The 26432-nt window shown below is 69.1% G+C and carries 18 protein-coding genes and 1 tRNA gene; 9 read left to right on the forward strand and 10 right to left on the reverse strand.

Annotation, left to right across the window (positions count from 1 at the left end; all coding sequences use genetic code 11):
- Positions 1-170 precede the first annotated feature (170 nt).
- From AB7V09_RS11550 to AB7V09_RS11585, 8 genes are all read left to right on the forward strand, one after another.
- Positions 171-1307 (forward strand): LCP family protein, encoded by a 1137-nt coding sequence (locus AB7V09_RS11550; RefSeq protein WP_419143848.1) that lies wholly within the window; start codon positions 171-173, stop codon positions 1305-1307.
- 75 nt (positions 1308-1382) lie between these two features.
- The gene (gene wecC / locus AB7V09_RS11555) at positions 1383-2690 is read left to right on the forward strand and encodes a UDP-N-acetyl-D-mannosamine dehydrogenase (RefSeq protein ID WP_419143849.1); all 1308 of its coding nucleotides are present in this window, start codon (positions 1383-1385) and stop codon (positions 2688-2690) included.
- Entirely contained in the window at positions 2672-5881 is a 3210-nt protein-coding gene (locus AB7V09_RS11560) for a bifunctional glycosyltransferase/CDP-glycerol:glycerophosphate glycerophosphotransferase (RefSeq protein WP_419143850.1), read from the forward strand. The genes wecC and AB7V09_RS11560 overlap by 19 nt, the downstream gene beginning before the upstream one ends.
- Before the next feature lie 264 nt (positions 5882-6145).
- Positions 6146-6538 (forward strand): glycerol-3-phosphate cytidylyltransferase, encoded by a 393-nt coding sequence (tagD, locus tag AB7V09_RS11565; RefSeq protein ID WP_075255204.1) that lies wholly within the window; start codon positions 6146-6148, stop codon positions 6536-6538.
- Between the two features lie 140 nt (positions 6539-6678).
- On the forward strand, positions 6679-10668 hold the full coding sequence (locus AB7V09_RS11570; protein WP_419143851.1) for a CDP-glycerol glycerophosphotransferase family protein: 3990 nt from the start codon (positions 6679-6681) through the stop codon (positions 10666-10668).
- Positions 10665-12569 carry a glycosyltransferase family protein gene (locus AB7V09_RS11575; protein ID WP_419143852.1) on the forward strand — a complete coding sequence of 635 codons (1905 nt, stop codon included), beginning with the start codon at positions 10665-10667 and terminating at the stop codon, positions 12567-12569. Before AB7V09_RS11570 ends, AB7V09_RS11575 begins: the two co-directional genes overlap by 4 nt.
- Positions 12566-14962, forward strand: a complete 2397-nt coding sequence (locus AB7V09_RS11580; protein WP_419143853.1) for a hypothetical protein — start codon at positions 12566-12568, stop codon at positions 14960-14962. The genes AB7V09_RS11575 and AB7V09_RS11580 overlap by 4 nt, the downstream gene beginning before the upstream one ends.
- A complete protein-coding gene (locus AB7V09_RS11585) occupies positions 14962-16206 on the forward strand; it encodes a glycosyltransferase family 2 protein (protein WP_419143854.1) in 1245 nt (414 codons plus the stop codon). Before AB7V09_RS11580 ends, AB7V09_RS11585 begins: the two co-directional genes overlap by 1 nt.
- Positions 16207-16257: 51 nt before the next feature.
- On the opposite strand, the gene AB7V09_RS11590 is transcribed toward AB7V09_RS11585, so the two are convergent.
- Genes AB7V09_RS11590 through AB7V09_RS11620 form a run of 7 tightly spaced genes read right to left on the reverse strand, consistent with a single transcriptional unit; the run spans position 16258 to position 23385 of the window.
- Positions 16258-17034 carry a DUF6270 domain-containing protein gene (locus AB7V09_RS11590; RefSeq protein WP_279013339.1) on the reverse strand — a complete coding sequence of 259 codons (777 nt, stop codon included), beginning with the start codon at positions 17032-17034 and terminating at the stop codon, positions 16258-16260.
- Between the two features lie 2 nt (positions 17035-17036).
- The gene (locus tag AB7V09_RS11595) at positions 17037-18074 is read right to left on the reverse strand and encodes an ABC transporter ATP-binding protein (protein ID WP_101558463.1); all 1038 of its coding nucleotides are present in this window, start codon (positions 18072-18074) and stop codon (positions 17037-17039) included.
- Positions 18061-18975 carry an ABC transporter permease gene (locus AB7V09_RS11600; RefSeq protein WP_060956507.1) on the reverse strand — a complete coding sequence of 305 codons (915 nt, stop codon included), beginning with the start codon at positions 18973-18975 and terminating at the stop codon, positions 18061-18063. The genes AB7V09_RS11595 and AB7V09_RS11600 overlap by 14 nt, the downstream gene beginning before the upstream one ends.
- Entirely contained in the window at positions 18972-20702 is a 1731-nt protein-coding gene (locus AB7V09_RS11605; protein WP_419143855.1) for a glycosyltransferase, read from the reverse strand. The genes AB7V09_RS11600 and AB7V09_RS11605 overlap by 4 nt, the downstream gene beginning before the upstream one ends.
- Positions 20695-21969: a glycosyltransferase family 4 protein gene (locus AB7V09_RS11610; protein WP_419143856.1), complete on the reverse strand. Its 1275-nt coding sequence runs from the start codon at positions 21967-21969 to the stop codon at positions 20695-20697. Before AB7V09_RS11610 ends, AB7V09_RS11605 begins: the two co-directional genes overlap by 8 nt.
- Before the next feature lie 4 nt (positions 21970-21973).
- Positions 21974-23014 carry a glycosyl transferase family 4 gene (locus tag AB7V09_RS11615; RefSeq protein WP_419143857.1) on the reverse strand — a complete coding sequence of 347 codons (1041 nt, stop codon included), beginning with the start codon at positions 23012-23014 and terminating at the stop codon, positions 21974-21976.
- Complete coding sequence (locus AB7V09_RS11620; RefSeq protein WP_256694378.1) at positions 23011-23385, reverse strand: dolichyl-phosphate beta-D-mannosyltransferase; 375 nt, start codon at positions 23383-23385, stop codon at positions 23011-23013. Before AB7V09_RS11620 ends, AB7V09_RS11615 begins: the two co-directional genes overlap by 4 nt.
- A gap of 585 nt (positions 23386-23970) precedes the next feature.
- Here AB7V09_RS11620 and tagD (AB7V09_RS11625) point away from each other — a divergent pair.
- Entirely contained in the window at positions 23971-24393 is a 423-nt protein-coding gene (tagD, locus tag AB7V09_RS11625) for a glycerol-3-phosphate cytidylyltransferase (protein ID WP_004565309.1), read from the forward strand.
- Positions 24394-24399: 6 nt separating this feature from the next.
- Here tagD (AB7V09_RS11625) and AB7V09_RS11630 read toward each other — a convergent pair whose 3' ends face one another.
- The 3 genes from AB7V09_RS11630 to orn form a co-directional block, all read right to left on the reverse strand.
- Positions 24400-25260 (reverse strand): polysaccharide deacetylase family protein, encoded by an 861-nt coding sequence (locus AB7V09_RS11630; RefSeq protein WP_279012492.1) that lies wholly within the window; start codon positions 25258-25260, stop codon positions 24400-24402.
- 206 nt (positions 25261-25466) lie between these two features.
- Positions 25467-25542 (reverse strand) — tRNA-His (locus tag AB7V09_RS11635).
- Positions 25543-25660: 118 nt separating this feature from the next.
- A complete protein-coding gene (gene orn, locus AB7V09_RS11640; protein WP_040321314.1) occupies positions 25661-26272 on the reverse strand; it encodes an oligoribonuclease in 612 nt (203 codons plus the stop codon).
- Positions 26273-26432 lie beyond the last annotated feature (160 nt).

Below are 26432 nucleotides of genomic sequence, written 5' to 3' on the forward strand. Positions count from 1 at the left end.
CGATATTCCTTCTGAACGTCCAGAAAGATATTGTTTATGTGACATGAAATGGTGACAGCGAGATTGCGGCGGTCTCAGTTGTATCTCATTTCATGAGCTTTTTGCCCGGAATTCCTAAAACAAGGGGATTCCGGGCAAAACGTTCGAGAAATATGTGGTGCCATTGGCCCATGACTCAGTCCCTCCTACCAGAACCCGAAAGCAGTCCGATTGAAAAGGGCGATGCTGAAGCCGCCTCGTCAGGGGCCGACACGACCTCGGCGCGCGGTGCAGGCAGCGCCCTGCGCCGTCCCGGACGAGGATGGAGGATCGCTCTTCTCAGTGTCCTGGCGATCTTCCTGGTTCTGACCCTGGCCACAGGAGGCCTGGCCCTGTGGGTGCGACACTCCATCGCCTCCGGCATCGAGTTCATCGCCGATCCCTTCGCGGGCATTCCCGCACGGGCCCCGCAGCAGAAGGTGGCCGCGGGCGAGGAACCGGCTGTCAACATCCTGGTCCTGGGGACCGACTCGCGCACCTCCGCCTCCGACCCCTCCCAGTGGAAGGAGGGGGCCCAGCGCACGGACGCGATCATGATCGTTCAGGTCAGCGGAGACCGGAAGACGGTCTCAGTCATGTCGATCCCCCGTGACTCATGGGTGGAGATCCCCGGTCACGGCCAGGGGAAGATCAACGCCGCCTACTCCTACGGAGGGCCCTCGCTGACGATCCACACCGTGGAGAACCTCACCGGCATCCACATCGACCACTTCGCGGTGGCGAACTTCGAGTCCTTCGTCGCCCTGACCGACGAGATCGGTGGAGTGCGAGTCAACCTCAAGACGCCTCAGAGACTCGCCGGCAAGGAACTCGGCGCAGGGGCCCAGGTACTCGACGGGCAGCAGGCCCTGGCCTACACCCGCGAGCGCTCCTCCCTGCCCAACGGGGACTTCGACCGCGTCAAGCGCCAGCAGACCTGGATGCGCTCCATCGTGAGCAGGGTCCTGACCAACGGCACCCTGAGCAGTCCCACGGCGCTGTACTCCTTCCTCAAGACCGCCTCGCGGACAGTCGCCGTGGACGAGTCCTTCACGCTCAACCAGATGCAGTCCCTGGCCCTGGAGACGCGCCACCTCCACAGCAACGACATCAGGTTCATGACCGTGCCGACCGCCGGTACGGGAACCTCCACGGACGGGCAGTCCATCGTCACGCTCGACGCCGACGCGGACACCCCCTTGTTCAAGGCCTTCGCCGAGGACCGGGTGAGCGCCTACCTCACCGAGCACCCCGACGCCGTCGAGCTGCTCCCCGCCACGGTGAACTAGAGGTACGGACACGTGGCTCACGGAGCAGCGTCCCCGGGGAGCTCCCCGGGGACGCGAACGAATGCATGGAGACTCATGACTGACACTACTGACGTAGCCGACGTCGCGGTCATCGGGCTGGGGTACATCGGCCTGCCCACGGCAGCGGTCCTGGCCCGCGCCGGGCTCGACGTCGTCGGGGTGGACCGGATCCGGGAACGTGTCGAGGCCGTCAACCGCGGAGAGCTTCCCTTCCTCGAGGAGGGGCTGGCCACCGTGCTGGCCGAACAGGTCGAGGCCGGCCGCCTGCGCGCCCAGATGGAGACGCCCTCGGCACGGACCTACATCATCGCGGTGCCGACCCCGTCGACGGGCTCGGACCACGCGGCCGATCTGTCCCTGGTGGAGGCCGCCACCAGGCAGATCGCCCCTCGTCTCACAGGGGGAGAGCTCATCGTCCTGGAGTCGACCTGCCCGCCCGGCACCACTCGCGCCCTGGCTGAGGCGATCGGCTCGATGCGCCCGGACCTGTCCACGGACGGCAGTGGCGCAGGGCCCCAGGTGCATCTGTCCTACTGCCCCGAACGCGTGCTGCCCGGGCGCATCATGACGGAGATGGTGACCAACTCCCGGGTCATCGGCGGCCTGACCCCCGAGGCCTCGCACCTGGCCAGGGACCTGTACGCCACCTTCTGCGCCGGCGAGCTGGTCCTGACCGACGCCACCACCGCCGAGATGACCAAACTGACGGAGAACTCCTTCCGTGACCTCAACATCGCCTTCGCCAACGAGCTGGCCCTTGTCTGCGAGCGGGTCGGGGTGGATGTCTGGGAGCTCGTCGACCTGGCCAACCGCCATCCGCGGGTGAGCATTCTGCAGCCGGGCCCCGGCGTGGGCGGCCACTGCATCGCCGTGGACCCCTGGTTCCTGGTGTCCAGCGCTCCGGAGGAGACCCGGCTCATCCGCACGGCCCGCCAGGTCAATGACTCCCGGCCGGCCCACTACGTCGGGCGCATCCTTGAGGCGATGGAGCCCTTCTCCTCGCCGATCGTGGCGGTACTCGGCCTGACCTTCAAGGCCGATGTCGATGACCTGCGCCAGTCGCCGGCGCTTGCGATCACTGAGCAGGTGGCCGCCGCCGCGCCCCATGCCCAGGTCCTGGTGGCCGAGCCGCACGCCAAGGAGCTCCCGGCGTCCTTGGCGCGGTGGGACAACGTGCGGCTGACCGGGTGGCGGCAGGCCGTCGAACAGGCTGATGTCGTGGCGGTGCTGGTTGGCCACCAGGAGTTCGCCGACCTTGATCCGCACCTGCTCGAGGGGCGCAGCGTCATCGACGCCACGGGGTTCTGGCGCGCCCGAGAGCCCCGGCTGACGGGTAGAAGGACATGGGCGGCAGGCGTCTGAGACGTCTCATCGGTGCGGCTGCGCGCGGCGTGCACCGGCCCCGACTCAGCGTCATCGTCCGAGCAGCGGGGGCCGGTCCTCACCTGGAAGGGGCCATCCGCTCCGTACTCAACCAGACCTTCAGAGACCTGGAGGTCCTGGTCGTCGTCGGTCCGGGGGCCGATGCGCTGAGCTCCGGTGAGCAGGTGGCCACCGGCCTGTCCGCCAGGGACCGGCGCGTCCGGGTCGTGTCCTGCGACCGGGACGATCACCGGGGCGCCGGCCCGGATGGCTGGCTGGATGCCGCCCTGAAACGAGCCAGGGGAGGCCTGGTCACCGTTGTTGACGGTGGGGACGGACTTGTAGGCGGTGCCTGCCAGTCGATGATTGAGTGCCTGGAGCGGTCGGGCTCCGACGTCGTCGTCGCGCGCTCGCGGTCCTTGACACCGGCAACCGGGGCCGGGCCGGGGGCGGGACCTCCCCGCGCGCCTCGTCTCGCGCAGCCGCCGGCTCGGGTGCCCGAGGCGGTTGAGGAGCTGGTGGCCGGCGCGGTTATGGCGCGCCGAAGGCTGTGGGCACCGCCGAGACGGCCTCGAGTACTCCGCGCCCCCGCCGTGTCACTGCCCGCCAGGGCCCTCGCGGTGCTTCTGGCCGCGACCCGGATGGACGTCCTGGATGAGGAGGTCTACACCTGGCGCGCAGGCTCTGCGGCCCGTGGCCTCAGTGCGGACACGGATCCCGTCGGCCTCCTGGCGGAGGTGGACGCTTTGGCGCAGCTGGCCGCCGACGCCCCGGAGGCGGTGCGTCGGCGCCTGGTCGCCGGACGCCTGAGTCGGGACCTGGTTCGTCTGGCCGAGGCCGCTCACCGGGAGGGGCCCGACTTCTCCGGCAGGCTGCGCCGCATTGCGAGAAGGGCGCTCGCCGACGCCGACGACCTCGTGTGGGAGGCGGTCGGGCTGCTCGACCGACTCGTGCTGTGGCTCCTCATCCAGGACGAGCCGGCCGGCGCCGTGGAGCTCGAGGAGCTGATCGGCAGACGCTGCGAGGATCTGGGCCACCTTCCCCTGACCATCGAGGCGGGCACCGTGCGCCCCGAGGCTGCTCTCCTGGAAGGGACCCCGGTGCCCCGCCGACTCACCGAGATCCGGGACGCCGACTTAAGACTGCACGTCGGTGTCGACGCGGTGCGCTGGCTGGGCCCCAGGACCCTGGAGGTACGCGGCTGCGCCTGGGTCTGGGGGCTCGACCCAGGCCTGATCGACCGCCCGACCGTCGAGGTGGTCGATGAGACCGGACGAGTTCGAGGCCGCGCCGAGGCGGACCGCTGTGAGGCCCCCCGAGCCGACCTGGAGGCCGGCGACCCGTGCCGCTCCTACCTCACCTCGGGGATCGTGGTGCGTCTGCAGCTCGAAGCGGGCCGCCCCTCCTGGTTCCGGGTGGTGACGCGCGTTGCCGGGCGAGAGGTGCGGGCATGGATGCCGCAACCGGCCGGCTCCAGCAGGAGGCACCCGGCGCCGCCGGAGACCGGGCAGCATCTGGAGGCGCGCGGTCAGCGGGGGCTGCTCCAGGTCGCCCCGGCGCCGAGTGGGAGCCGGGGGAGTGAGTCGCGGCCTGGCGGGGAGATCGACGTCGTGCTCCTCTGTGCGCGCCTGGACACTGACGCAACGCTGATGCTGAGCGGAACGGTGACGCCGGCCCCGGAAGGGCTGGATATCGTCCTGGGCGGCAGGACCGCCGAGGCTCGGGCGATGACGGTGCCGGCCGTCCTGGGGCCGGGCGGTGGCTGGTCGGCGCGCATCGATCTGGCTGATCCCGACGTTGAGCTGGCGATTTACCCGCTGAGCTGGAGCGCCGCATCGCAGGACGAGCCCGGCAACAGGATCGAGGGAGCCTGCCTGGCCGGAGAAGGGATCGACGGGCCGGCCACCGAGGTCCCCATCGCCGCGGCGCCCACTAGCTGCGCGGCGGAACCCGATAGCGATGTCACCGGGGCGGATGCCGGGCGCCCGGCGCGCCGCGCGCGGATCCTCACCCGCACGGACGGCTCCGTGGCCGTCGCTGTCATCCCTCCGCTGACTCCTGGCGAGCGCTCACGACGGGGCCACCGGCTCCTCATCGAGCGCGAGGCGGGCCCCCTGAGACCGGGAGTGTTCCTGGAGTCCTTCGGCGGGCGCAGCGCGGGAGACAACCCGGCCGCCATCTGCGAGGACCTGGCGGCCCACGGCGTGGGAGCGCCCCTGTGGTGGTCGGTTGTCGACGGGACGGTTCGCGTGCCGGCGGGCGCGCGCCCCGTCGTCGTCGGATCCCCGCAGTGGGTGGAGGCGCTGCGCACCTCACGTGTCATCGTCACCAACGACCACCTCCCCTCCTGGTTCTCCAAGCGTGAGGGCCAGCACCTGCTCCAGACCTGGCACGGCACTCCGATCAAGAAGCTGTTGCACGACGCGCCGAGAGCCGTCACCCTGAGATACCGGCGACTCATGGACCGCCAGGTCCCCCAGTGGGACCTGCTGCTGGCCCAGAGCCCGCAGGCCGGTCGGCGCCTTCAACAGGCACTGGGGTACCGCGGGCCGGTTCGGGTGGGGGAGTACCCCCGCAACGTGAGGCTGCTCGGAGGCGCTGAAGTACGGCGACGGGTGCGCCACGAGCTCGGTATCGCTCCGGGACAGCCCGTCATTCTCCACGCCCCGACCTGGCGCGAGAGCCTGCGGCCCTCGACAGGTGCAGCCGGCTGCGCCGCCGCGCACGGGCCGGGACCTGTGGGGGCGCTGGACGGGCCGCGTCTGGCTGAGCTCCTCGATGCGGTGGTCCTCATGCGCAGCCACCACATGAACCGGGCCGGATGTGTCCCAGGGATAATCGATGTCAGTGGGTACCCGAGTGTCGAGGAACTCATGCTGGCGGCCGACATCCTGGTCTCGGACTACTCGAGCATCTTCTTCGACTTCGCTCTGACCGGGAAACCGGCAGTGGTCTACGCACCCGACCTGGCCTCCTACCGAGATGTCGAAAGGGGCCTGTACGGTGACTGGCCCCTGGGCTCGGGGCTGCCGGTCGCCGCCGACCACGATGAGCTCGCATCCCACCTGCAGCGGCTCCTCGGCGACATCGACGTCGCTGAGGGGCGCTACTCCCCACTGGAGGTGGAACCCGCGCCGATCCTGGACAACCTCACGTGGCTCCGGGGATGGATCGCTCGTTTCCTGAGCTGATAAGCGACCGGAAGGGCGGATGAACATCGCCTCTCAAAAGAACTGGAAAGAAAAATTGTGACGAGAGTGTGAGAGTGAGGGAAAGGTGAGGCGGAACTCTCTGTGATATTCGACGGCGAACGTCGGGTATTTCGGCGGAATATCGGTATCGCATCGATTCTATGACATCTTCGATTTTAGTTCTCGGGGTGGGGAATACTCACGGTGGTTTGTCCGGAGTGTTGTTGAGGACGAACCTCGAACGTCCCAACAGGAAGTGACCCCATGAAGCGCGTGATTACCTATGGCACATATGACCTGCTCCACTATGGTCATATTGCGTTGCTGAAGCGTGCGCGAGCGCTGGGGGACTTCCTGATGGTGGCGCTGTCCAGTGACGAGTTCAATGCCGGAAAGGGCAAGCAGGCCTACTTCTCCTACGAGGAGCGCAAGGTGATGCTCGAAGCCATCCGGTATGTCGATCTCGTGGTGCCCGAGCTGACCTGGGGGCAGAAGACCGAGGATATCGCCAAATACGGTATTGACGTCTTCGTCATGGGGGACGACTGGAACGGCGAGTTCGACGACCAGCTCAAGGGGCTGTGTGAGGTCGTCTACCTCCCGCGGACTCCCGAGGTATCAACGACTCGGATCAAGAGTGATATGCGCCTGGGCTGAGTGGTGCGCTGAGCGGCGGCTCGCTGTGCGGGCTGTATCGAGGGGTGGGCGGAGGTCCGGGTCGAGGCTCGCTGCATGCTGCGTCAACAGGCGCAGGATTAAATACGCGTAATGTTCATACTGAAATAAGGGCGACCATCGTGAGTAAGGATGCTGTTCTCAGAAAAATGGGGCGTGCCGTTTCCGGCCGCCTGCAGCTGCCGGCCACCACCCGGCTGGTGCGCTATGCCGCCGCCAGGGAGTACGAGGACGGTAACCTGGCCGAGGCAAAGCGTCTGTATGAAAAGCTCTCTGAGAGCGGCCACGACACGGCCAGCCAGCTGCGGCTGGGAGTCATCGCTGAGCGTCAGGAACGGTTCGAGGCGGCCTTGAGGACCTACACCGAGGTGGCCGACCGCGACCCCTCCTGCGGAGAGGCCTTCTACCGTGCCGGCTGCCTCCTCAAGCGTCAGGACGATCCGGAGGGGGCCTCCGTCTTCTTCTCGCGGGCCCTCTCCTCGGGGGTGCGGGACCGGCGCTACTCGGAGAACCTGCTCGCCTGCCTGCCCGCGAGCACCCCGCAGTGGCAGCGCCTGGAGGTTCTGCTCTCCGGACTGCCGGAGCACGAGAACGACGCCGCCTGGCTGCGCAAGCTCCTTCAGGCTCAGCTTCACCTGGGGCTCAACGGGCCGGCCAGGTGCACCCTGGACGCCCTGGCCGACATTGATGAGCTCAGCGCGCAGGAGCTCTTCGAGCAGGGGGTCATCGCCCACCGTGAGGGTGATCGGGCCTCCGCCGCCGCCAGCTTCGCCGCCGCCTGCAAGGCCGCCGGAGGAAAGGCCTGCAGCAAGGGACCAGCCCAGTTCGCGTGCTCCCGGGGAGACTGGAGGCTGGCGGCCGAGCTGTTCGAGATCTACCCGGGCGAGGGGATGTCGAGGGTGGAGCGGGCCTACGAGCTGGCCTACTGCCTGGACCGTCTACGCGAGCACGAGCGGGCACAAGGACAGTACGCCCTGGCCGCCTCACTGGACACCGGCAACGGGAACACTCTTTACAAGCTGGGACTCGCCTCGGAACGTGTCGGCGACCTCGCCACCGCGGAGCGCTCGTACCAGGAGGCCTTGCGGACGCTCAAGAAGCCCGCACGCAGCTGGTGGAACTATCGCCGTGGGGTCTGCCTGGCGAGGCTGGGACGCCACGACGAGGCGCTGGCCTCCTTCTGGGCCTACCTGGGGCCGGCCCCGCGCGGGCTGGCATCGGTGTCCAAGCAGCTGGCCAGCACGGGCTTCCTCGACCTGGTCCGCGCGAAGAGCACACCTCCGCCTCGGCAGCGGCCGGAGGACCTGGTCGAGTCCACCATCGGCGACGTCATGCTCGGCCTTCACGAGGCCCTCAGCTCCCACAGCTCTACGGATGATCCCGGTGCCGGTAAGGTGATCCCGTCCGCCGCAGCGGGTCAGGCCGCTCAGTCCATCCGGCATGTCCTCCCGCTGGTTCTCAAAGGGGACCGGAATCACCGCCTGGTCCTGGCCCAGCTGGCCCAGGACGCCGGGCAGGTGGAGCTCGCCTGCGAGATCCTCGAGCAGGCCGAGGAGTTCGGCTGCAAGGACGGGTTGGACCCACGGGCCTATGGACGCACCGCGACAGCCGCCCGCAACATCCGCTACGCCGAGGCCCTGGAGGTCCTTCCCGTCAGCCCCCACCTGGTGCTGTGGGAGTCCAACCACGGCGCCTCGATCGGCTGCCATCCCCTGGCCATCTTCCGCTGGATGGTGGACCGGCCGGAGTACTCCCACCTGTTGCACGTGTGGGCCGTCAATGACCTGGGCGCCATCCCCGCGGATCTGCTGGGGCGTCGCAACGTCGTCTTCGTCCCCCTGCACAGCACCGAGTACATGCAGTACCTCGCCACCGCCGGGTACCTCGTCAACAACGTCTCCTTCGCCCCCTACTTCGTGCGCCGCCGCGAGCAGCGCTACCTCAACACCTGGCACGGCACCCCCTTCAAGACCCTGGGACGGTCCATGCGGGGAGGTCTGCTCGACTACGAGAACCTGCAGCGCAACTTCCAGCTGAGCACCACGCTCATGGCGCCCAATGAGCTCACCCGATGGGCGCTGGTGGAGGACCATGATCTGCTCGACGTCTACCGGGGCCGCACCATCGTCGCCGGCTCCCCCCGACTGGACACCTCGCTGACGATGAGCGCCCAGGAGCGCACAGCGCTGCGAGGTCGCCTGGGACTCGCTGAGGACGATGAGCGCCGTCTGGTCCTGTTCGCCCCCACCTGGCGCGGCGGGGTCAGCAAGCGAGAGCTGGACCGCGAGGCCCTGGTCGCCGACCTGACCGCCATGGCCTCCCGTGACGACGTGCTCGTGGTCTACCGCGCCCACCGTCTGTCCGAGAAGCTGCTGGCCGGCGTCGATCTGCCGGTGAGCGTCGTCCCCAAGGACATCGACACCAATGAGCTGCTGGCCGCCGTCGACGTCCTGGTGACCGACTACTCCTCGATCCTCTTCGACTTCCTGCCCCAGAAGCGCCCCATCGTGCTCTACATGCACGACATCGAGGAGTACCGGGCCGAACGGGGCCTGTACCTTGATCCTGGGGAGGTCCCCGGGCTGGCCTGCTATGACCGCGCTGAGCTGGCCTCAGCCATCGGGCGTGCCCTGGCCGGAGAGGGGGTCGCCCCCCAGAAGGCCCTCGACCGGTACTGCCCCTACGAGGACGGACAGGCCTCGTCACGCCTGGCCCGAGCCTTCTTCGACGACGACCTCGACCACGGACGGCAGGCGATCATCAGGGACCACGCCCTCGAGCCCGCGTCTGGCGACGGTTCCCGCAGACGCCGCACCCTCCTGTTCCACGCCTCCATGATCCCCAACGGGATCGCCTCCGCCCTCCTGGCCCTCCTGGAGGCGCTCGATCCGGACCTCTACTCGGTCAACCTCATTGTCGAGCCCTCCGTCCTGCGCAACAACGAGGACCGTCAGGAGATCTTCCGACGCCTGCCCCGCCACATCCACGTCATCTGCAAACCCGGGGCCGCTCCCTGGCGGATCCACGAACGGGCCTGTGTCAACGACTTCGCCCGGCACCCCGAGGCCTTCACCTCACAGAGCTTCTGGGACTGCTACTGGGCCTACTACGAGCGCGAGACGCGCCGCATCCTGGGCGACTTCGTGCCCGACGCCGCCATCGAGTACGACGGCTACGCCGAGACCTGGGTCTCGCTCATCGCGGCCTGGGGTCGCCGCGGATCGCGCACCTCCTGCTACCAGCACAACCAGATGGACAACGAGTACCGGGACAAGTACCCGGGCCTCAAGCGTGTCTTCACGCTCTACGGAGATGTCGACGCCGTCGTCGCCGTCAGCCCGGGACTGGCCCGCCACAACCGCAGCGGGCTGGCCGGGCTGGGCATCGACCTCACCCAGCACCAGCTCTCGGCCCGCAACCTCCTGAACGTCGAGCGGGTCCGCCGCGGGGCACAGGCACCCGCCCCGGAGGCCTTCACCACGCTGAAGAACGAGCACGACATCGTCCTTGCCACCATGGGGCGGATGTCGATGGAGAAGAACCAGGCGGCTCTCATCGAGGCGCTCGCCCTTCTGCGTAAGCAGGAGGGCACCGAGGGCGGCGGCGCTCAGGGACTGAACGTCGGCCTGGCGATCGTCGGCTCCGGGGTGCTCGAGGCGACGCTGCGGGCCAGGATCGACTCCCTGGGCCTGTCCGGGCACGTCGCGCTGCTGGGGCAGATGGACAACCCGTTCCCGGTCCTGGGCGGAGCCGACCTGTTCGTCCTGCCCTCCCTGCACGAGGGACAGCCGGTCACCCTGCTGGAGGCGATGACGCTGGGAACCGGGGTCGTGGCCTCCGACCTTCCGGGCAACCGGGAGCTGATCGACCTCGGATACGGGGTTCTGAGCGGCACCTCGCCCCAGGACATCGCCCAGGCGATCCGCTCGGCACTGGCCGATCCCCGCCTCGCCCACGGAGACTTCGACGTCACCGAGCACAACGCGCGCTCACTGCGGGACACCCTGGAGGCAGTGCTCGGCCCCGAGGCGCTCCACCAGCAGCCCCAGGGGAAGACGGCTTCCAAGAGGCGGCGGCGCAAGCGGGCGGCCTCGCGAGGGAAGCCCGCATGACGCATCGACCCGCCCCCGAGCTGCGGCGAGCCCTGTGGCACCTGCGTCACTCAGGGCTGTCGGGGCTGCGTGAGCACCTGCGCCGTCGTCGGGCCACCGCCTGGGCCCGCCCCCGCCGATGGGCCTCCAAGAGACGGGGCCGGACGCTCCTGCCGGACTGGCCGCTGCCCACACCCCAGGAGACCGGGCCCCGTCACGACGTGACCGTCGGGATGATCGCCGACGAGTTCACGGCGCTCGCCCTGGGCTACGAGTGGCGCTCGGTGCCCCTGACCCCCACCGGTTGGCGCGAGCAGGTCGAGCAGACCCCCATCGACCTGCTCTTCGTAGAGTCCGCCTGGCACGGCAACGACGACGCCTGGCGCTTCCAGGTCATCGGCTCCCAGGGGCCCTCGAGCCACCTGAGGGACATGGTCACCACGCTGCGGGACCGAGGAGTGCCGACGGTCTTCTGGAACAAGGAGGATCCCGCCCACTACGACGAGGCCATCGAGACCGCACGCCTCTTCGACTGGGTCTTCACCACCGATGAGGCGATGGTGGAGCACTACCGGCGCGACCTGGGACATGACCGCATCGGGATCCTGCCCTTCGCCGCCCAGCCCGCGATCCACAACCCGATCCGCCTGCTGGACGAGGCGGGGCGTCCCGCGCCCCTGAGGGATGTCGCCTTCGCCGGCACCTATTTCGCTCACAAGTACCCCGAGCGGCGCGAGCAGATGGAGATCGTCCTGGGCGGCGCCCACGACGTCGCGGCACGCCTGCCCCACGGGCTGGACATCTTCTCCCGGTACCTTGGCGGCGACGACACCTACCAGTTCCCGCCTCCTTGGGACTCGCACGTGCGCGGCAGCCTCACCTACACCCAGATGCTCAGCGCCTACCGCGCCTACGCCGTCTTCCTCAACGTCAGCTCCGTGGTGGACAGCCCCTCCATGCTTCCGCGCCGCGTCATTGAGGTCCTGGCCTGCGGGACTCCCGTGGTGAGCACCCCGACGCCGGCCACCGACCGCCTGCTGCCCGCAGGCGCCCTGGCCAAGGTCACCGACCGCGCCCAGGCCGGTCACACCGTGCGAGCGCTCGTGACCAACCCGGCCCTCGGGGAGTACATGACGCATCTGGCGCAACGGGAGATCTGGAGCCGGCACACCTACAGCCACCGCGTGGAGACCGTGCTGCGAGCCGTCGGCATGGGGGAGCGGGCCACGCGCCGCCCCACCATCGCACCGCTGGTGTCCACCATCCGGCCCGAGCAGATCGACCACGTCCTTGAGACCCTGGCCGGTCAGCAGCGGGTGACGATGGCCCCGGTCATCCTCACCCATGGCTTCACCGCCCCGGCCCGCAGCAGGGCCCGGGCCCGCGAGCTGGGCCTGGAGATCGACTGGGTCAGCGCCGAGACCAGCACTCCCTTGGGGGGCTGCTACAACCTCATGCTCTCGCGGGTCGAGGCCGACTACATCGCCAAGATGGACGACGACGACCTCTACGGCGATCACTACCTCTTCGAGTCCCTCGCGGCGGCCGACTACGCCCGTGCCGAGGTCGTGGGCAAGCACGCCCACTACCTGCACCTGACGGGCCCGGACCTGACGGTGCTGCGCTTCGCCGACTGGGAGCACCGCTATACGACTTTCGTCTCTGGGCCGACCCTGGTGGCTCGGGCGGACCTGGCGCGCGAGGTGACTTTTCCCGAGACGACCACTGGTGAGGACACCGGTTTCCTCAATGACTGCGCACGTGCCGGGGCCCGTATCTATTCGGCCTCCCGATTCGGGTTCGTCCAACGGAGAGGGACGACTTTCGGACACACCTGGGACATCTCCAACGCGGAGGTGCTGGCTACGTCCACCATTAGTCATTGGGGACCGCCCCACGAAATGGAGATGCCCACCTCATGAATGCCCGCAGCACCGAGACCTTGCACGTCATCATCATCGGTTCCGCAGATGGGCAGGACACACTCGGCTCTCTTGACCAGGGCTCGCTCGAAGGCGGGATCGTCCCCATTGGCTGCCCCGATCCGGCGGGGCTGGGCCAGGTCCTGCGCCCTCTGGCCGCAGGGGCCCGGGTCCTGCTCCTCCAGGCGGGAGACCGGGTTGAGCCGGGCTATCTCACCTCAGTGGCCCAGCACGGCACCGGCGAGGCGGTCGTCCTCACCCCGACCGTGACCATCCGTCCCGACGGCACCCGCGACGAGCGGCTGCAGTGGCGCTTCAAGCACGGCAACCGCACCGCTGACCTGACCGTCGAGCCCCACATCTTCCCCGACACCGTCAGCGGAGCGGTGCTCACCATCCCCCGCCACGGCCTGCAGGACTGGGACGGACCGGGGGCCCTCCACGGCGCCGCCGGCGCTCAGACCGCAACCGATGACGAGCACACCGCCCTGAGCGGGCTCATTGCCCACATCATGGCCACCGGCAACCGGGTGGGGCTGCACGACGGCCCGGCCGTCATCCGCCACGCCCCCCAGCCCCCCGGCCCCTGGGGCAGGATCGACCACTACCGCCACCTGCTGGGCACGGTGCTGCCGGCGTGGCTGCAGGCCGGCAGCCCCCCACCGGCCTGGGTCCACCAGCTCATCATCCACCGCCTCATCCAGGTCACCGACGCCGACCGCGGACTGCGCTACCCCTCGGCGGGGCTCACGGCCGCCGAGCGCGCCGAGGTCGCCCAGCTCCTGCGTGCCGTCACCCGGCGCGTCCCCGCCCCCCAGATCGAGGCGTACTGCTCCACGCCGCTGGCCGTGGGCCGTCGCACCGCACTGGTCGCCATGGCCGCCGGCCCCATGCCCGCCCCGATCCTGCCCTCGGGACGCAGGTTCCGCAGTGACCAGAAGGCCACCTACTTCTACGCCGGCGACATGCCCCAGGAGCAGTGGAAGGTCGATGGCGCCTGGGCCCGGCCGACCAGCGCCAAGACGGTCGACCACCGCTACTTCGACGACGTGGTGCTCCACGAGCGCATCGTCTGGCTGCCCAAGGGGCGGATCACCGCCGTCATCGACGGCCAGGAGCTCCCGGTCGCCCCCTACCGGGGCAATCCCAGACCGCCTGAGACGCCTCCGGGGCGAGGCCGCCCGGGACCGGCCTCATCCGGCCTGCGCCGGCGCCTGGCCCGGCTCCTGAGTCCCACCGCCACGCAGGAGACCCAGACGCCCGACGGCACGTCACCTGCCCCGGAGGCCTCCTCCGCGGCGTCCTCCACGACTTCCGTGGCCTCCTCCTCAGCGCCCACGCCGTACACCGCCTCATCCCCCTCCGACTGGCCCCGCACCTGGCTCTACATGGACCGCCACGACAGCGCCGGTGACAACGCCGAGCCGCTGTACCGCTACGCCCGCACCCACGCACCCAGCGTCCGGCACATCTTCGTCATCGAGCGCAGCAGCCCGGACTGGGAGCGCCTCGCACAGGACGGCTTCGTCCTGCTGGACCCGACCGGCCCCGGATTCGACGCCGCCTGGAGCGGCGCCGAGACCATCCTCCTGTCCGATATCGGCGATCCGCTCATCGCGGGCCGCCTCACCGGCACGGGCGTCGGCCCCGACCAGCGCCTCGTCTTCCTCCAGCACGGCGTGACCATGCGCGACATGTGGCGCTGGTTCAACGGCGCCCGCATGGACGTCGTCGTGTGCGCCACCGCCGCCGAGCAGGCCGGGCTGACGGCCGATCACACCTCCTACACCCTCACCGACCGAGAGGTCTGGCGTACCGGCTTCCCCCGCCACGACCACCTCCACAGCCTGCTGGGACGCGAGCGCGACAGCATCCTGCTGGCCCCCACCTGGGACCCCGAGGTCTCACGAGCCCTGGAGAGCGACCCCGACGCCGTCGGACTCCTCAACGCGCTCTACCGGCCCTGGCTCGAGCTGGCCGCCGGCCTGATCCAGGCCGGCCACCGCACCGTCCTGTTCGCCCACCCCAAGCTGGTGCTGCACGCACCCGAGTGGTTCAGGGCCCTGGGCGTGCCCGCCGTCACCGGCCGCGAGCTGCCCGAGACCCTGGTCCGCTCCTGGGCGGTGGTCTCGGACCGCTCATCCGTCCTCGACGAGGGCATGATCGCCGGCTGCGTCGGTATCGTCTGGGACCCCCGCGCACGGCCGGACACGGATCGCTACCGCGCCCGTCACGAGGCCATTGGAGCCATCGGCGCCGACACCAGCGCGCAGGTGCATCAGGCGGTGGAGGACGTCGTCGCCGGACGAGTCACCGCCCCCGAGGACCTCCTCCTGCTCGACGCCGGAGCCTGCGCCCGCCTGACCGCCCAGCTCCGACGCGACGTGATCTGATGCCGGCCCCGCTGGCGGGGGCCCCGCCGATGCGCCGCCGCCCGCCCCTGGTCAGCCTCGTCATCCCCGTCTACGGGGTGGCCCCTTACCTGCCCCGCTTCCTGAGCTCGCTCGACGCCCAGGACCACCCCCACGACCGTCTTCAGGTCGTGCTCGTCCTGGACGGGGCCTGCGACGACTCTCCGCGGGCCTGCCGGAGCTGGGCGCGGCGAACCGACCTCGACGTCGAGATCATCGAGACGGACAACGGCGGACAGGGACGCGCCCGAAACCTCGGGATGGAGCGGGCCCGGGGACAGTGGATCGGCTTCCCAGATCCCGATGACTGGCTCGCCTCCGACTTCCTCACCCGGCTCCTGGCCGCCAGGCGCCGTGGCGACGTCCTCCTGGCCGGCCGCACCCTCATCCACCAGGACGGCGCTGAGATCCCCCACCCCCTCGACTTCCGCTTCCAGGGCGGTACGGCCCGGGTCGACGCCGCCCGGCAGCCGCAGGCCATCCAGCTCTCCGTCCACGAGTGCCTCATCCGGGCCGACCGGGCGCTCGCGGCCCGGTTCCCGGAGGACCGTGAGGCCCCCACCTTCGAGGACGCCCTCTACCTGGGGCGTATCCGCAGCCGCTGGGGCCGGATCGTCTACGTGCCCGAGGCCGTCTACCACTATGACAAGCGGGTCGCAGGCGACTCCGCGGTTCAGACCGCCTGGTCGCGGCCGGGCCGCTACATCGCTCAGATGCGCACGCGCTACCACGCCCTTCTCGATGCCGCCGGTGGGGCGCCCTGGGCTCAGCAGACGATCCTGTACGACCTGGGCTGGTACTTCGGGGTCGTCGACGCCGGCCGGATGCCCACCGAGCCACCCGGACTGGGCCAGGCTCACGCGGCCGAGATGCGTGAGCTGGCGCAGCGCCTCGACTCCGAGCAGATCCTCCGCAGCCCCTGGGGGAACCTCGGCGCACGGGACCGGGCCCGCCTCCTGCTGTGGAAAGGCCGGCCCGAGGTGGCGGTGGTGCGTGACGGCGAGGTCATCGAGCTGTGCACCGTCGAACCCGCCGGCCGGCAGGCGGAGCCCCTGGGCTACGCCGGGACCGACGTCGGCTGGGTCCTCACCGGAGCCGAGGCGGCGCAGCGCTACTCCGGTGCAGACGTCCCCCGCATCCCCCTGTGGCCCCGCCGGCCACGGCTGGTTGAACCGCGCCCGGCCAGGACAGTGCGCCTTCGCAGGCTGCTGCGGCGTCGTCGTTGAAGCGGGGCGAGCCCTACCGGCCCGACGCCGGCCCGCCGCACGGGACGGGGCTCACAGCGCCGGGGCGAGGCTGCGCGGTGCCAGGGCGATCTCCAGCTCGTCGGCGACCCACGAGTACAGGGAGCCGGCGTAGTGGAAGGGGGCGGCCCCCCAGCGGTGCGAGTCGTCGGCTACCACGAGCTCGTCGGGAACCTGCAGAATCCGCAGGTCGGTCTCCTGGTAGACGAGCTCGATGTAGCGGGTCATGACCCAGTTGGCCTCCATGGCCGTCTGCCCCCAGCTCGGGACGGTGGGCATCCCCGAGGTGGTCCGTGTCGCCCAGGGAACGTTGATGAGGATCGTCCGCCTCGCCAGGTCGAGCCGCTCCAGGAGGGCGTGGAAACGCAGCAGGGCGGGCCGCCACAGGTGCAGGTGCTCGGCCGTCCCCAGCTCGAGGAACCTGGCGGGAAGCCCCTCGTAGAGGCCGGCCGTCAGCGCCTCGGTCGAACGCGTCAGGAAGGTCCCGGGGGAGGTCTCCAGGACGCCGAGGCGCTCGTCGGTCAGGTCCCACAGCAGGAGGTCGGTGTGGGAGGCGACGGCCGTGAGCTGCGCCTCCAGGTTGCCCACCATGTCGGACAGGAAGGACCGACGGGCGAAGGACGACCTGAGCAGGGACAGATCGACGTCGCCGACGTCGGCCGGGCACCCCGCACTGATGAGGGACTGGCGGGCGATGTAACGCTCCACGCTCCAGCCCCGCCGCTCCATCTCACCGGCCACGTCCCTGGCCACGCAAGAGCCGTAGACCGTGATTCGTCCTGCTGTCATCGTGCTTTCCTCACTGCGCATGGTCATACTCCTCGAGCGTGTCGGTAGGGCAGGGTGCGGCTCTCCGAGCGTTGGATCCGCACCCCCGCCGGTTTCCACTTCTCCCGGCACTCGGCCAGGATCGTGGCGGCCTTGTCCGGCTTGTTCTTGGCGATGTTCCAGGACCACCACCGGTAGTCGTGGGCGATCTGGGGGCCCGGGCCGTCACCGATGAGCTCGCCATCCATGAGCCACAGCGCCCGGGTACACATCTCCTCGATGACCTGTGCGGCATGGTTGACGATGAACACCGTCCCGGCGGCGCGCCGCAGTTCGGTCATCTTGATCTCGCTGCGCTCCTTGAACGCGGCGTCACCGGTGGACAGGGCCTCGTCGATGAGGAGGATGTCCGGGTTCGCCGCGGCGGCGATCGCGAACCGCAGACGTGAGGCCATTCCCGAGGAGTAGGTCTTCATCGGGCGGTAGATGGCCTTACCGATCCCGGCCAGCTCAATGACCTCCGGGATGATCGCCTCGATCTGCTGGGGAGTCAGCCCCATGGCCAGGCAGCCCAGGCGCACATTGCGCTCGCCGGACAGGTCCGGGACGAGGGCCGCGTTGACGCCCAGGAGCACCGGGGTGGAACGGGCGCTCACCGTTCCCGAGGTCGGCGTCTCCAAGCCGCCCATGACGCGCAGCAGCGTGGACTTCCCCGCCCCGTTGCGCCCCAGGATCCCGATCGACTCCCCGGCGCGAGCCACGAAGGAGATGTTCTTGAGGGCCTCGACCCTCACTTTCGGCCTGTGCCCAGTCATCCCCATGACGATCTTCTGCGCCACGGAGGCGGCGCGCAGATCCTCGGCGTCCGTGGAGGGCGCCCGGTAGCTCACCCCGATCTCGTCGACGACGACGGTGGCGGTGCCGATGCCGGCCTCGTGACCCTCGGCCGCGGTCATGACAGCGGCCGACGAGTCGCCATCCGATGTCATCATGACGATGGGGGAGGGAGGTGTCACCTCCCCCGGCCCGTCCGCCTGGAGGGCCGCTGAATCCTTCCCTGCTCCGGTCTCAGCGCTCGACACCGTAGGCCTCCTCCTTCTCCCAGAAGAACACGAAGGACACGGCGGTCAGCCCCAGCGACCAGGCACTGAGGATGAGCCACATGCGCGGCTGCGGAACACGCTGGTACAGGATCACGTCCCGGTACATCGTGATGATGAGGTAACCGGGATTGAGGTCCATGGCCCGCAGCATCACCGGGTGATTGATGAACCGTTCGTAGGAGAAGAAGACTCCCGAGGCGTAGAACCAGAACTGCGTCAGGAAGGGCCAGATGTTGCGCATGTCCGGGATCGTCGTCGTGATACGGGAGGCCGCCAGCGTCAGTCCCAGGCTCAGGAGCACCTGAAGAGCCAGGACCGGGACGATGAGGACCCAGTGCCAGCTCGGCCAGGCGTGAGGAGGGAGGACCACCACGAGGACGAGGAGCGCGATCATCGGCGGGACCAGGTCGATCGCGCTGCGAATCGTGTACGACGCGGGCAGGGCGGCCCGAGGGAAGGAGAAGCCTCGAATGAGGTTCCTGCCGGTGACGATCACCTGGCTGCCACCGGTGACCGCCCGCTGCAGCGGCGGGAAGAACGTGACGCCGATGATGAGGTAGCCGATGAAGTTGTCAATACCGCGGCTCGTCTGCAGAAGCAGACCGAAGACCAGGAAGTAGACGATCGCGTCGAGCATCGGCTTGGCGATGAGCCAGGCGTTGCCCAGGAAGGTGCCCCGTTGAGAGCCCAGGGCCTTGGCCCGGGCGTCGGCCCAGATGAAGTGCCGGCGCTGCCAGAGCTGGCGGATGTAGGCCCCCAGCGGCGGGCGCCGGCCCACCGGGTAGAGCTCGCTGAGCTCGACGACGCTGACACTGACCTCCGAGCTGCCGCCCCAGAACGGCTGCCCATCGGACCACGGGGCCCAGGACGCCCTGCTCATACCAGCTCCTTGTAGATCTCGGCCTGACGGACTGCGTTGCCGCTCCAGGTGGGCAGCGGCTGATGCGTTGAGGGCGTTGAGGGCAGGGGATCTCCAGACGCCATACCAGTCAGCACTCGGCTGAGCGCCTCCACGTCCCCGGCCGGGAAGGACCGATTCGTCGCTGCGGCGGTGAGTTCGCTGAGCGCGGGAAGGTCGGAGACCACCACCGGCCGCCCCAGCGCCATCGCCGTCATCGGCTTGAGCGGTGTCACCAGCCGGCATACCGGCGTATCCAGCCTCGGCACGCAGAAGACGTCCAGGGCCTGGTACCAGTCCAGGGCCGTGGCGCGCTCCACCCGTCCGGGAAGGACGCACACCGAGGCCTCCAGCCCCAGCTCTCCGGCCAGGGCCACCAGCCCGGGACGGCTGACCCCGTCACCCACGACGGCGCACCGCACGTCGACCCCCCGAGCACGGCAGAGCGCCACGGCCCGCAGGAGCACGTCGAAGCCCTCATAACCCACCAGGGAGGAGACGCTGCCCACCCACAGGCCGTCGCGGGGAAGTCCCAGCCGTTGGCGGGCATCCGCTGGCGAGTACCTGGCGGCCTCCAGGACATCCTGCTCCACGGCGTTGGGGACGACCGTGATCCGGCCGGGCTCGACACCCCGGGCCGCGAGGTCCTCGGCCTGGACCCGTGAGAGGACGACGACGGCGTCGGCCCGCAGAGCCATCTCGGCCTCCTTGGCCCGCAGCAGCGCGAAGCGCTCGGAGCTCAATGCCTCGGCCTGCTGACCCACCGGCCTGGAGGCCACCCAGGTGCACTCCAGTACCCCTCGCATCTCGTAGACCCAGGGCAGGCCGTAGGAGCGCGCCACCGCCTGGGTGACCAGGGCGTTGACGTAGTTGGTGGTCGTGTGCAGCACGTGGGGGCGGAACGCCTCCACCTCCCGCGCCAGCAGACGGCTCATCTGAGCCAGCCGGGCTATCGGGGCGGCCTGGGTGCGCGCGGGCAGAAGCCGCCGGTAGGTGACTGCGTCGACAACGTCAGTGGCCTGAGCGGCGGGCCTGCCGATGATGACGGGGTAGCCGATGCGGGTCACCGCCCGCACGTCGATGCCGGCGTCGCACTGCGCCTGAAGGAGTGCGTGCGAGCGCACGGTGTAGCCGGACTGGGTGTGGGGCAGTGAGCTTGTCAGCAGGTGAAGGACTCGCAGCGGCTCGCCGGGGTCAGGAACGGTCCAGCCCGGTGAGGGGGACAAGCGGGGCAGGTGGAAGCCCGGGCTCATCATGGCGAGCTGGGAACGCAGCCGGGCCCGCAGCGCCCCGGAGCCGGGCGCTCCCTCCAGCGTGCTGAGCGCGGCGCTCAGGTGGCCCCGGGACCACAGGTCCCGCGCGCGCACCGCGGGGCTCAGGCCCGCATCATCAAGATGCCTGCGCTCGGTGGAACCCAGGTGGATCGCCATCTCGGCGGCGAGCCGGCGGCCGAGGGGCGATCGCGGCACCGCCCGGCCCAGCGCGTCACTAGCCGAGTCCGGTCGGTCGGCGATGAACGCCGACAGCGCCCGGCGCAGCTCGTGCTCGCCCGCGCCGATGCCGAGAGCCCGAGCGCTGCGACCGCGCCAGGGCTCAGAGAGCCGACGCGCCACCTGCAGGGCGAGCAGCACCGGATCCTCGACCAGCTGCCGGGTGGCGGAGGTGCTCAGCAGTGCCAGGTTCCTCAGGATCTGGAGGTCATCAGTCACCGGCCACCTGCCTCAGGAGGGACTCGTAGCGGTCGGTCATGGCCTCGGCGTCGGCGTGGACCGCCAGCCAGCGCCGTCCACCCGTCACGTCCAGACGGCTGCGGTCGGCAGCCAGGGCGCTCCACAGGGAGGCCAGGGCCTGCGGGTCCTGCGGGGCGGTGATGTCACCGCAGCCGGCGTCCTCCACGATGCGCCGGGCCTCCCCGTCCACCGAGGCGCACACGTGCACTCCAGCGGACATGATCTCGTAGAGCTTGGAGGGGACCGTCATGGACATGGCCGGCCAGTTCTGCAGGCTCACCAGCGCCGTATCGGCCCAGGCGTAGTGCTGATCCACCTCGCTCCAGGGCACAGGGGGGAGGATCTCCACGGGGGCGCCGAGCCTGTGGGCCAGGGCCGCCACCTCCTGGAGCTGTGCGCCGTCGCCGACGATCCGCAGCACCACCGGGGTGCCGTTGCGCTGAGCGATGTGTGCGGCCCGCACCGCGAAGCCCAGTCCCTGAGCGCGCCCCACGGTTCCCAGGTACAGCACGTGCAGGGTGCCGTCCCAGCGGCGTCGGTCGGCACCCGTGCGGCCTGTCTGCACCGCGGCGCCGGTGTTGCGCACCGTCACCACGCGGCGTATCCCGCGCGAGCGCAGGACCTGGGCGAAGGAGTCGGTCGTCGTCACCACGGCCGCGGCCTCCCGCTCCAGGCGGGTGATGAGGGGCGGCAGGAGGTTGTGCGTACCGTGGTCGACGATGTGAAGCCGGCGGGCTCGGTGGGCCCATGCCAGGGCCGATGGGCAGGTGGCCGGCTCGGACCACTGTGCGGCTGACAGGAGCAGATCCGGCCAGGCGTCGCGCAGCTCCACCACGACCGGGCGGCGCAGGGCCCTGCCGACGGCGAGCGCGGCCGGGAGGGTGGGGAGCCCGGGAACCGAGCCGAGGATGACGTCGGGACGGTTGGCTCCCCGGAAGCGCGCCACCCCCAGGCGCACGGAGTCGGCCGCCGCGACCATCTGATCGGTGCCTCGTCCGCACACTCCGCTGCTGTAGGGGCGGAAGATCGTGCGGTGCACCATCGCCCCGGTGACGTCCCGCCTGATCGAACCGGCCACGTGGGCCGCGCCGCCTGGCAGGAGACGACCGCCCGGGTAGTGGGGGGCCGGAGCCAGCACCGCCAGCTCGTGGCCCCGTGAGATCAGCGCCTCGGCCAGCCGGTTCCAGCGGCGTTGGGGGGCGCCGACCTCCGGTGCCCAGTAGTGGGTGAGAAGAAGGATGCGCATGTCCTCACCCCGCCCTTCGAAGGGTGGGGAAGGGGTTGGGGGCTCCGATGATGGAGGGCATCTTCAGGTAGACGATCAGGACTGCTGCCATGGCGACCTGGGGCATCCAGAGCCGGTTGCTGGTCAGCAGGCTGCTGGCCGCCAGGGCGGAGCACGCCGCCGCCGCCAGGGTCACCAGGAGGGCCGAGGCCCAGTGCGGCCATCCGGCGCAGACCAGGCGCTGGTAGACGTGCAGCCGGTGCGGCGCGTACCAGCACTGGCCCGCTCTCAGCCGCATCCACAGGGTGTAGCCGGTATCGGCCAGGAGCACGAGGACGGGGGCGAGAGCCGCCTCCACGGCCACACCCCGGGACAGGCAGGCCGTCACGGCGAAGGCCCAGGCGCTGCCCAGGGCGTAGGAGCCGGAGTCACCCAGGAACACCTTGGCGCGAGGCGTGTTGAATGGCAGGAAGCCGAGGCAGGCTCCGGCCACCGAGACCATGACGAGCCCCAGTCCGGCGACCGGGGCGACGGCCGCCACCTGGACGTACCACAGGGAGGTCAGCAGGGCGTGGCCGCAGGCCAGACCATTGGCGCCGTCCATGAAGTTCGTGGCGTTGACCAGCGCGGCGGTGCCCACGCAGATCGCCGGGGTCCACCACAGTGAGACCTCGAAGGCGCTGTGCGCCACCAGACCGAGCCCTGCGCCCAGGACGAGCTGGAGAACCAGACGGGCCCTGACGGACACCGAGAACAGGTCCTCGATCAGCCCGAGCAGCGCGAAGGCGAGCACGGTCGCCAGCCCCATGAGCGCGACGTCGACCCCGGACATCGCGTGAACAGCGCCTTGCAGGTGCACCGCAGCGAGGACCGCTGTCCAGGTGGCCAGTGAGGCGGCCAGAACGATGGCGAGTCCACCACCGCGGGGGACAGGCGTCCGGTGCAGGGATCTGTCCCCGGGGACGTCGACGACGTGGGCTCTCCTCAGAAGCGGGATCACGGCCGCGGTCAAGGAGGCGCAGACGGCTGCTGTCACGGCGAGTCCGCTCAGGAGCAGGGTGGTCATGAGGCCGCCTCCAGGGCCCGCCGGGCGTGAGCCCGCCATCTCAGGCGGAGTCGCCACTGATCCGCCACCGCGACGGCCGACCCTGCCAGGCCCGCGGTCCACGGAAGCAGATGGACCTGCGTGGCGAGGTCGAGGAAGCAGGAACCGACTGCGAACCCGGCCCCGGCCACGATGATGAAGGGCATGACCCGCGTCGAGGCCCACGGCCAGTAATGCCATGTCACGCACCAGGCGGTCACCTGAATGAGAACCGCGGCCGCGACCCCTATCAGGAGCAGACGCGGATAAAGAATTCGATGCGTTGATAAGAGCGTCCTGATAAGGGTCGCCAGGAAGAGCCACAGCGCCCAGGAGGCGATGTCTCGGCTCACTGCCGAGAAATCAGACGGGAGGCCGGGCGCTGAAGCGGCCACGGAGGGGACACTGGAGGAGGTGCGGGAGGGGGTGGTAAGGGGTCGGGCAGGAACTACTGCGACCACTGGTGACCTCCGGTCTTCTGGGACGGTAAAGGCCTGGGGTTGCGGCCTTCTTTACTCGCTTTCTTATAACGGTAGTTGTGTCGCCCAGTAGGAAAAGCGGTAGTCGTCATGATTGGCTCGTCTGCAATCAGACTGTGATGTTCGGGGCTTATCGTGACGGCGCCGAAACCGCTCGTAATCGTTGCTATACCGCGGAATACTGGGGTTCTGTCACATGATGGCCTCAGCTTGTGGTGTCTCGGGTCGAGGGGTGGGGTGGCAGTTTCGCGCATTCATTGGGTTACGCGATAGTGGGTGACGGCCGACATAGTTGAAAGCCTGCTTCAGAGGGGTAACAAAGGATTCTTGGGGGGTGTCTCGTGCCTAGACTTAGTGGCGAGCGCGTTCAACCGCCATACGTGCAACCAACGACAACACCATCGATTCTTGTGTGATTCATACAAAGATCGACGGGTTCAACCCGCGAGGACAATCCCTATGAAACGCATCATCACCTACGGCTCCTTCGACCTGCTCCACTACGGGCACATTGAGCTGCTACGCCGGGCCAAGGCCATGGGTGACTATCTCATTGTTGCGCTGTCGACCGATGAGTTCAGCGCCTCCAAGGGGAAGCGCGCCTACTTCACCTATGAGCAGCGCAAGGCGATGCTTGAGGCCGTCCGCTATGTCGACATGGTCGTCCCCGAGCAGACCTGGGGGCAGAAGAGCCGGGACATCGACGAGTACGGCATCGATGTCTTCGTCATCGGCGATGACTGGGTCGGCACCTTCGACGAGCAGCTCGAAGGCCGCTGCGAGATCGCCTACCTCCCGCGGACCCCGGAGATCGGTTCCTTCGATCGGACGCGACCGTGCGGCGAGGGACAGGAGGAGGCCCGGGAGACTCTCGTGCGGTGAGCGCCCTCAGACGTGACGATTGTGTCCGGGGCCGAAGTAGACGTCGTCGAGCGTGGCCGTCTGCAGAGAGCGCTGACGCAGAATGTCGATGATCTGACCGTAGACGGAAGTGACGGTGGGGAAGTTCGCGTGACCGATGACGATGTGCTGAGCGAGCAGCCACTTCTGCGCCTCACCGAGAAGGACCTCCGGCGTGAGCTGCCCTGAGTCTCCGAAGGAGCCGTACCACATAGTCGTGGTCGTGTAGCCGATCTTGGCGCAGACCGAGTCGGTGTAGGAGCTGCGGCCGCCGTAGGGGGGCCGGATGAAGGGCGCGCCTGTGACACCGTAGGTGTTGCGCAGCAGGTTCTCGCACTGGGTGAGCTCGTCGATGATCCCGCCCTCCGACAGCGTCGTCAGGTCGGGGTGCGTCCAGGTGTGGTTCGCCAGCTGAATCTGCCCGGATTCCACCAGGGGCCTCATCTTGTCCCGATTGTCGGTCCAGCTCGGATAGCAGCCGGTGACGAAGAAGGTCAGGCGGACTCCGGAGTCCTTGGCGAAGTCCAGGTAGGCGTCCACGACTGAGGAGTCGACGCCGTCGTCGATGGTGATGGCCACGACGTTGCCGACGTTCTCCGGCAGGCCGGTGATGAGCGAGTCCGCAGGACTGGGCGCGGGAAGTGGTGGTGGACCGTCCTGAAGGTGGAGCGGGCTGAGGGAGGGGGTCGGCGAGGGCGTGGGGGAGGGTGACGTGGAGGCCAGGGGTGAGCCCTGCGTCGGGGACGAGGCCGGTGAGGTGGAATGGGCCGCCGGTCGTGCGGTGTTGCAAGCGCTGAGGCAGCCTGCGGTTCCGGCGGCCAGGGCGAGTAGGAAGTCGCGGCGTTGCATGGGAGGGACTTTCTCGAAGGGTGGTTGTCAGAGCATCGAGCACCTGCTCCGCCGGCAGGGGCGTCGCAGTGAGCGCGCTGCTCATTTGTCGGGGCGCAGGAGAGAATGCTGAAGCCATCGCTGTCCGCAGCAAGCCTGCGCCGCTAAGGTGGCAGCGTCGTTTGCTGCCTTGGGAGGGGGAGAGGGGGCGGATAGTTCGCCATCAGTGGGGTGGCTGACGGGGTTTGAACCCGCGACCTCCTGGACCACAACCAGGCGCTCTGCCGACTGAGCTACAGCCACCATGTACGGTATCACCGCAACGAATCGGTACTGTATCCGCTCCTCTCCCCGCACACCAAACTGGAGTCGGTGCACTACGTCACGTTCGAGGGGTGCGCCGAGGACGCCGTCGTCCCGCTCACCTGGTAGGCGTGTTGAGGATCCGCTCAGCCACGTCCTTGCACTCCTGAGAGCTCGGGCCCTCCCCGGCGGGGAACAGGACCTCGCGGTAGTAGCGCAGCTCGTCGATGGACTCCAGGATGTCCGCCAGCGCACGATGGCCGCCGGCCTTCTTCGGCGCGTGGAAGAAGGTCCTGGGGTACCAGCGCTTGGCCAGCTCCTTGAGGGAGGAGACGTCCACGATCCGGTAGTGGAGGTGCTCGATGAGCTCGGGCATGTCGCGGGCCAGGAACGCCTTGTCCGTGCCCACGGAGTTGCCCGCGAGCTGGGCGGTGCGGGGCTCGGGAACCAGGGAGGTCACGTAGTCCAGGACCGTGGAGCGGGCGGTCTCCATGGTCACCCCGTCCTCCAGGGCGGCCAGGAGGCCCGAGGAGGTGTGCATGGTGCGCACGTAGTCGTCCATCTGCTCCAGCGCGGCGGCGGGAGGCTTGATGAGCACATCGATTCCCTCCGCCAGGGGCTTGAGCTCATAGTCGGTGACGACGACGGCGACCTCGATGAGCGCGTCGGCGCTCTGGTCCAGCCCCGTCATCTCACAGTCGATCCACACCAGCGGGTCAGAGGTAGTCATCTGCTTGCTCACGGGAACCACTGTAGTCACCTCGGCGAGCTTCAGAACCGTGGACCCTCCCATGGGGTGGTGAGATTCGAGGCGGATGGGCGACCGCGTCCTGGCATAGCGGTCCGGCGGCGCAAAGATCGCGATAAGGTCTCTATGAAGTCTGACCGCC

The sequence above is a fragment of the Actinomyces sp. SKVG-SVH-4(1) genome (genome assembly GCF_048514265.1).
GTDB lineage: Bacteria > Actinomycetota > Actinomycetes > Actinomycetales > Actinomycetaceae > Actinomyces > Actinomyces oris.

What these genes read in the sequence shown, in the direction of transcription:
- AB7V09_RS11550 (WP_419143848.1), top strand. Translation starts at nt 171, where the DNA reads ATGACTCAGTCCCTCCTACCAGAACCCGAAAGCAGTCCGATTGAAAAG.
- wecC (WP_419143849.1), top strand. Translation starts at nt 1,383, where the DNA reads ATGACTGACACTACTGACGTAGCCGACGTCGCGGTCATCGGGCTGGGG.
- AB7V09_RS11560 (WP_419143850.1), top strand. Translation starts at nt 2,672, where the DNA reads ATGGGCGGCAGGCGTCTGAGACGTCTCATCGGTGCGGCTGCGCGCGGC.
- tagD (WP_075255204.1), top strand. Translation starts at nt 6,146, where the DNA reads ATGAAGCGCGTGATTACCTATGGCACATATGACCTGCTCCACTATGGT.
- AB7V09_RS11575 (WP_419143852.1), top strand. Translation starts at nt 10,665, where the DNA reads ATGACGCATCGACCCGCCCCCGAGCTGCGGCGAGCCCTGTGGCACCTG.
- AB7V09_RS11580 (WP_419143853.1), top strand. Translation starts at nt 12,566, where the DNA reads ATGAATGCCCGCAGCACCGAGACCTTGCACGTCATCATCATCGGTTCC.
- AB7V09_RS11585 (WP_419143854.1), top strand. Translation starts at nt 14,962, where the DNA reads ATGCCGGCCCCGCTGGCGGGGGCCCCGCCGATGCGCCGCCGCCCGCCC.
- AB7V09_RS11590 (WP_279013339.1), bottom strand. Translation starts at nt 17,034, where the DNA reads ATGCGCAGTGAGGAAAGCACGATGACAGCAGGACGAATCACGGTCTAC.
- AB7V09_RS11600 (WP_060956507.1), bottom strand. Translation starts at nt 18,975, where the DNA reads ATGAGCAGGGCGTCCTGGGCCCCGTGGTCCGATGGGCAGCCGTTCTGG.
- AB7V09_RS11610 (WP_419143856.1), bottom strand. Translation starts at nt 21,969, where the DNA reads ATGCGCATCCTTCTTCTCACCCACTACTGGGCACCGGAGGTCGGCGCC.
- AB7V09_RS11615 (WP_419143857.1), bottom strand. Translation starts at nt 23,014, where the DNA reads ATGACCACCCTGCTCCTGAGCGGACTCGCCGTGACAGCAGCCGTCTGC.
- tagD (WP_004565309.1), top strand. Translation starts at nt 23,971, where the DNA reads ATGAAACGCATCATCACCTACGGCTCCTTCGACCTGCTCCACTACGGG.
- AB7V09_RS11630 (WP_279012492.1), bottom strand. Translation starts at nt 25,260, where the DNA reads ATGCAACGCCGCGACTTCCTACTCGCCCTGGCCGCCGGAACCGCAGGC.
- orn (WP_040321314.1), bottom strand. Translation starts at nt 26,272, where the DNA reads ATGACTACCTCTGACCCGCTGGTGTGGATCGACTGTGAGATGACGGGG.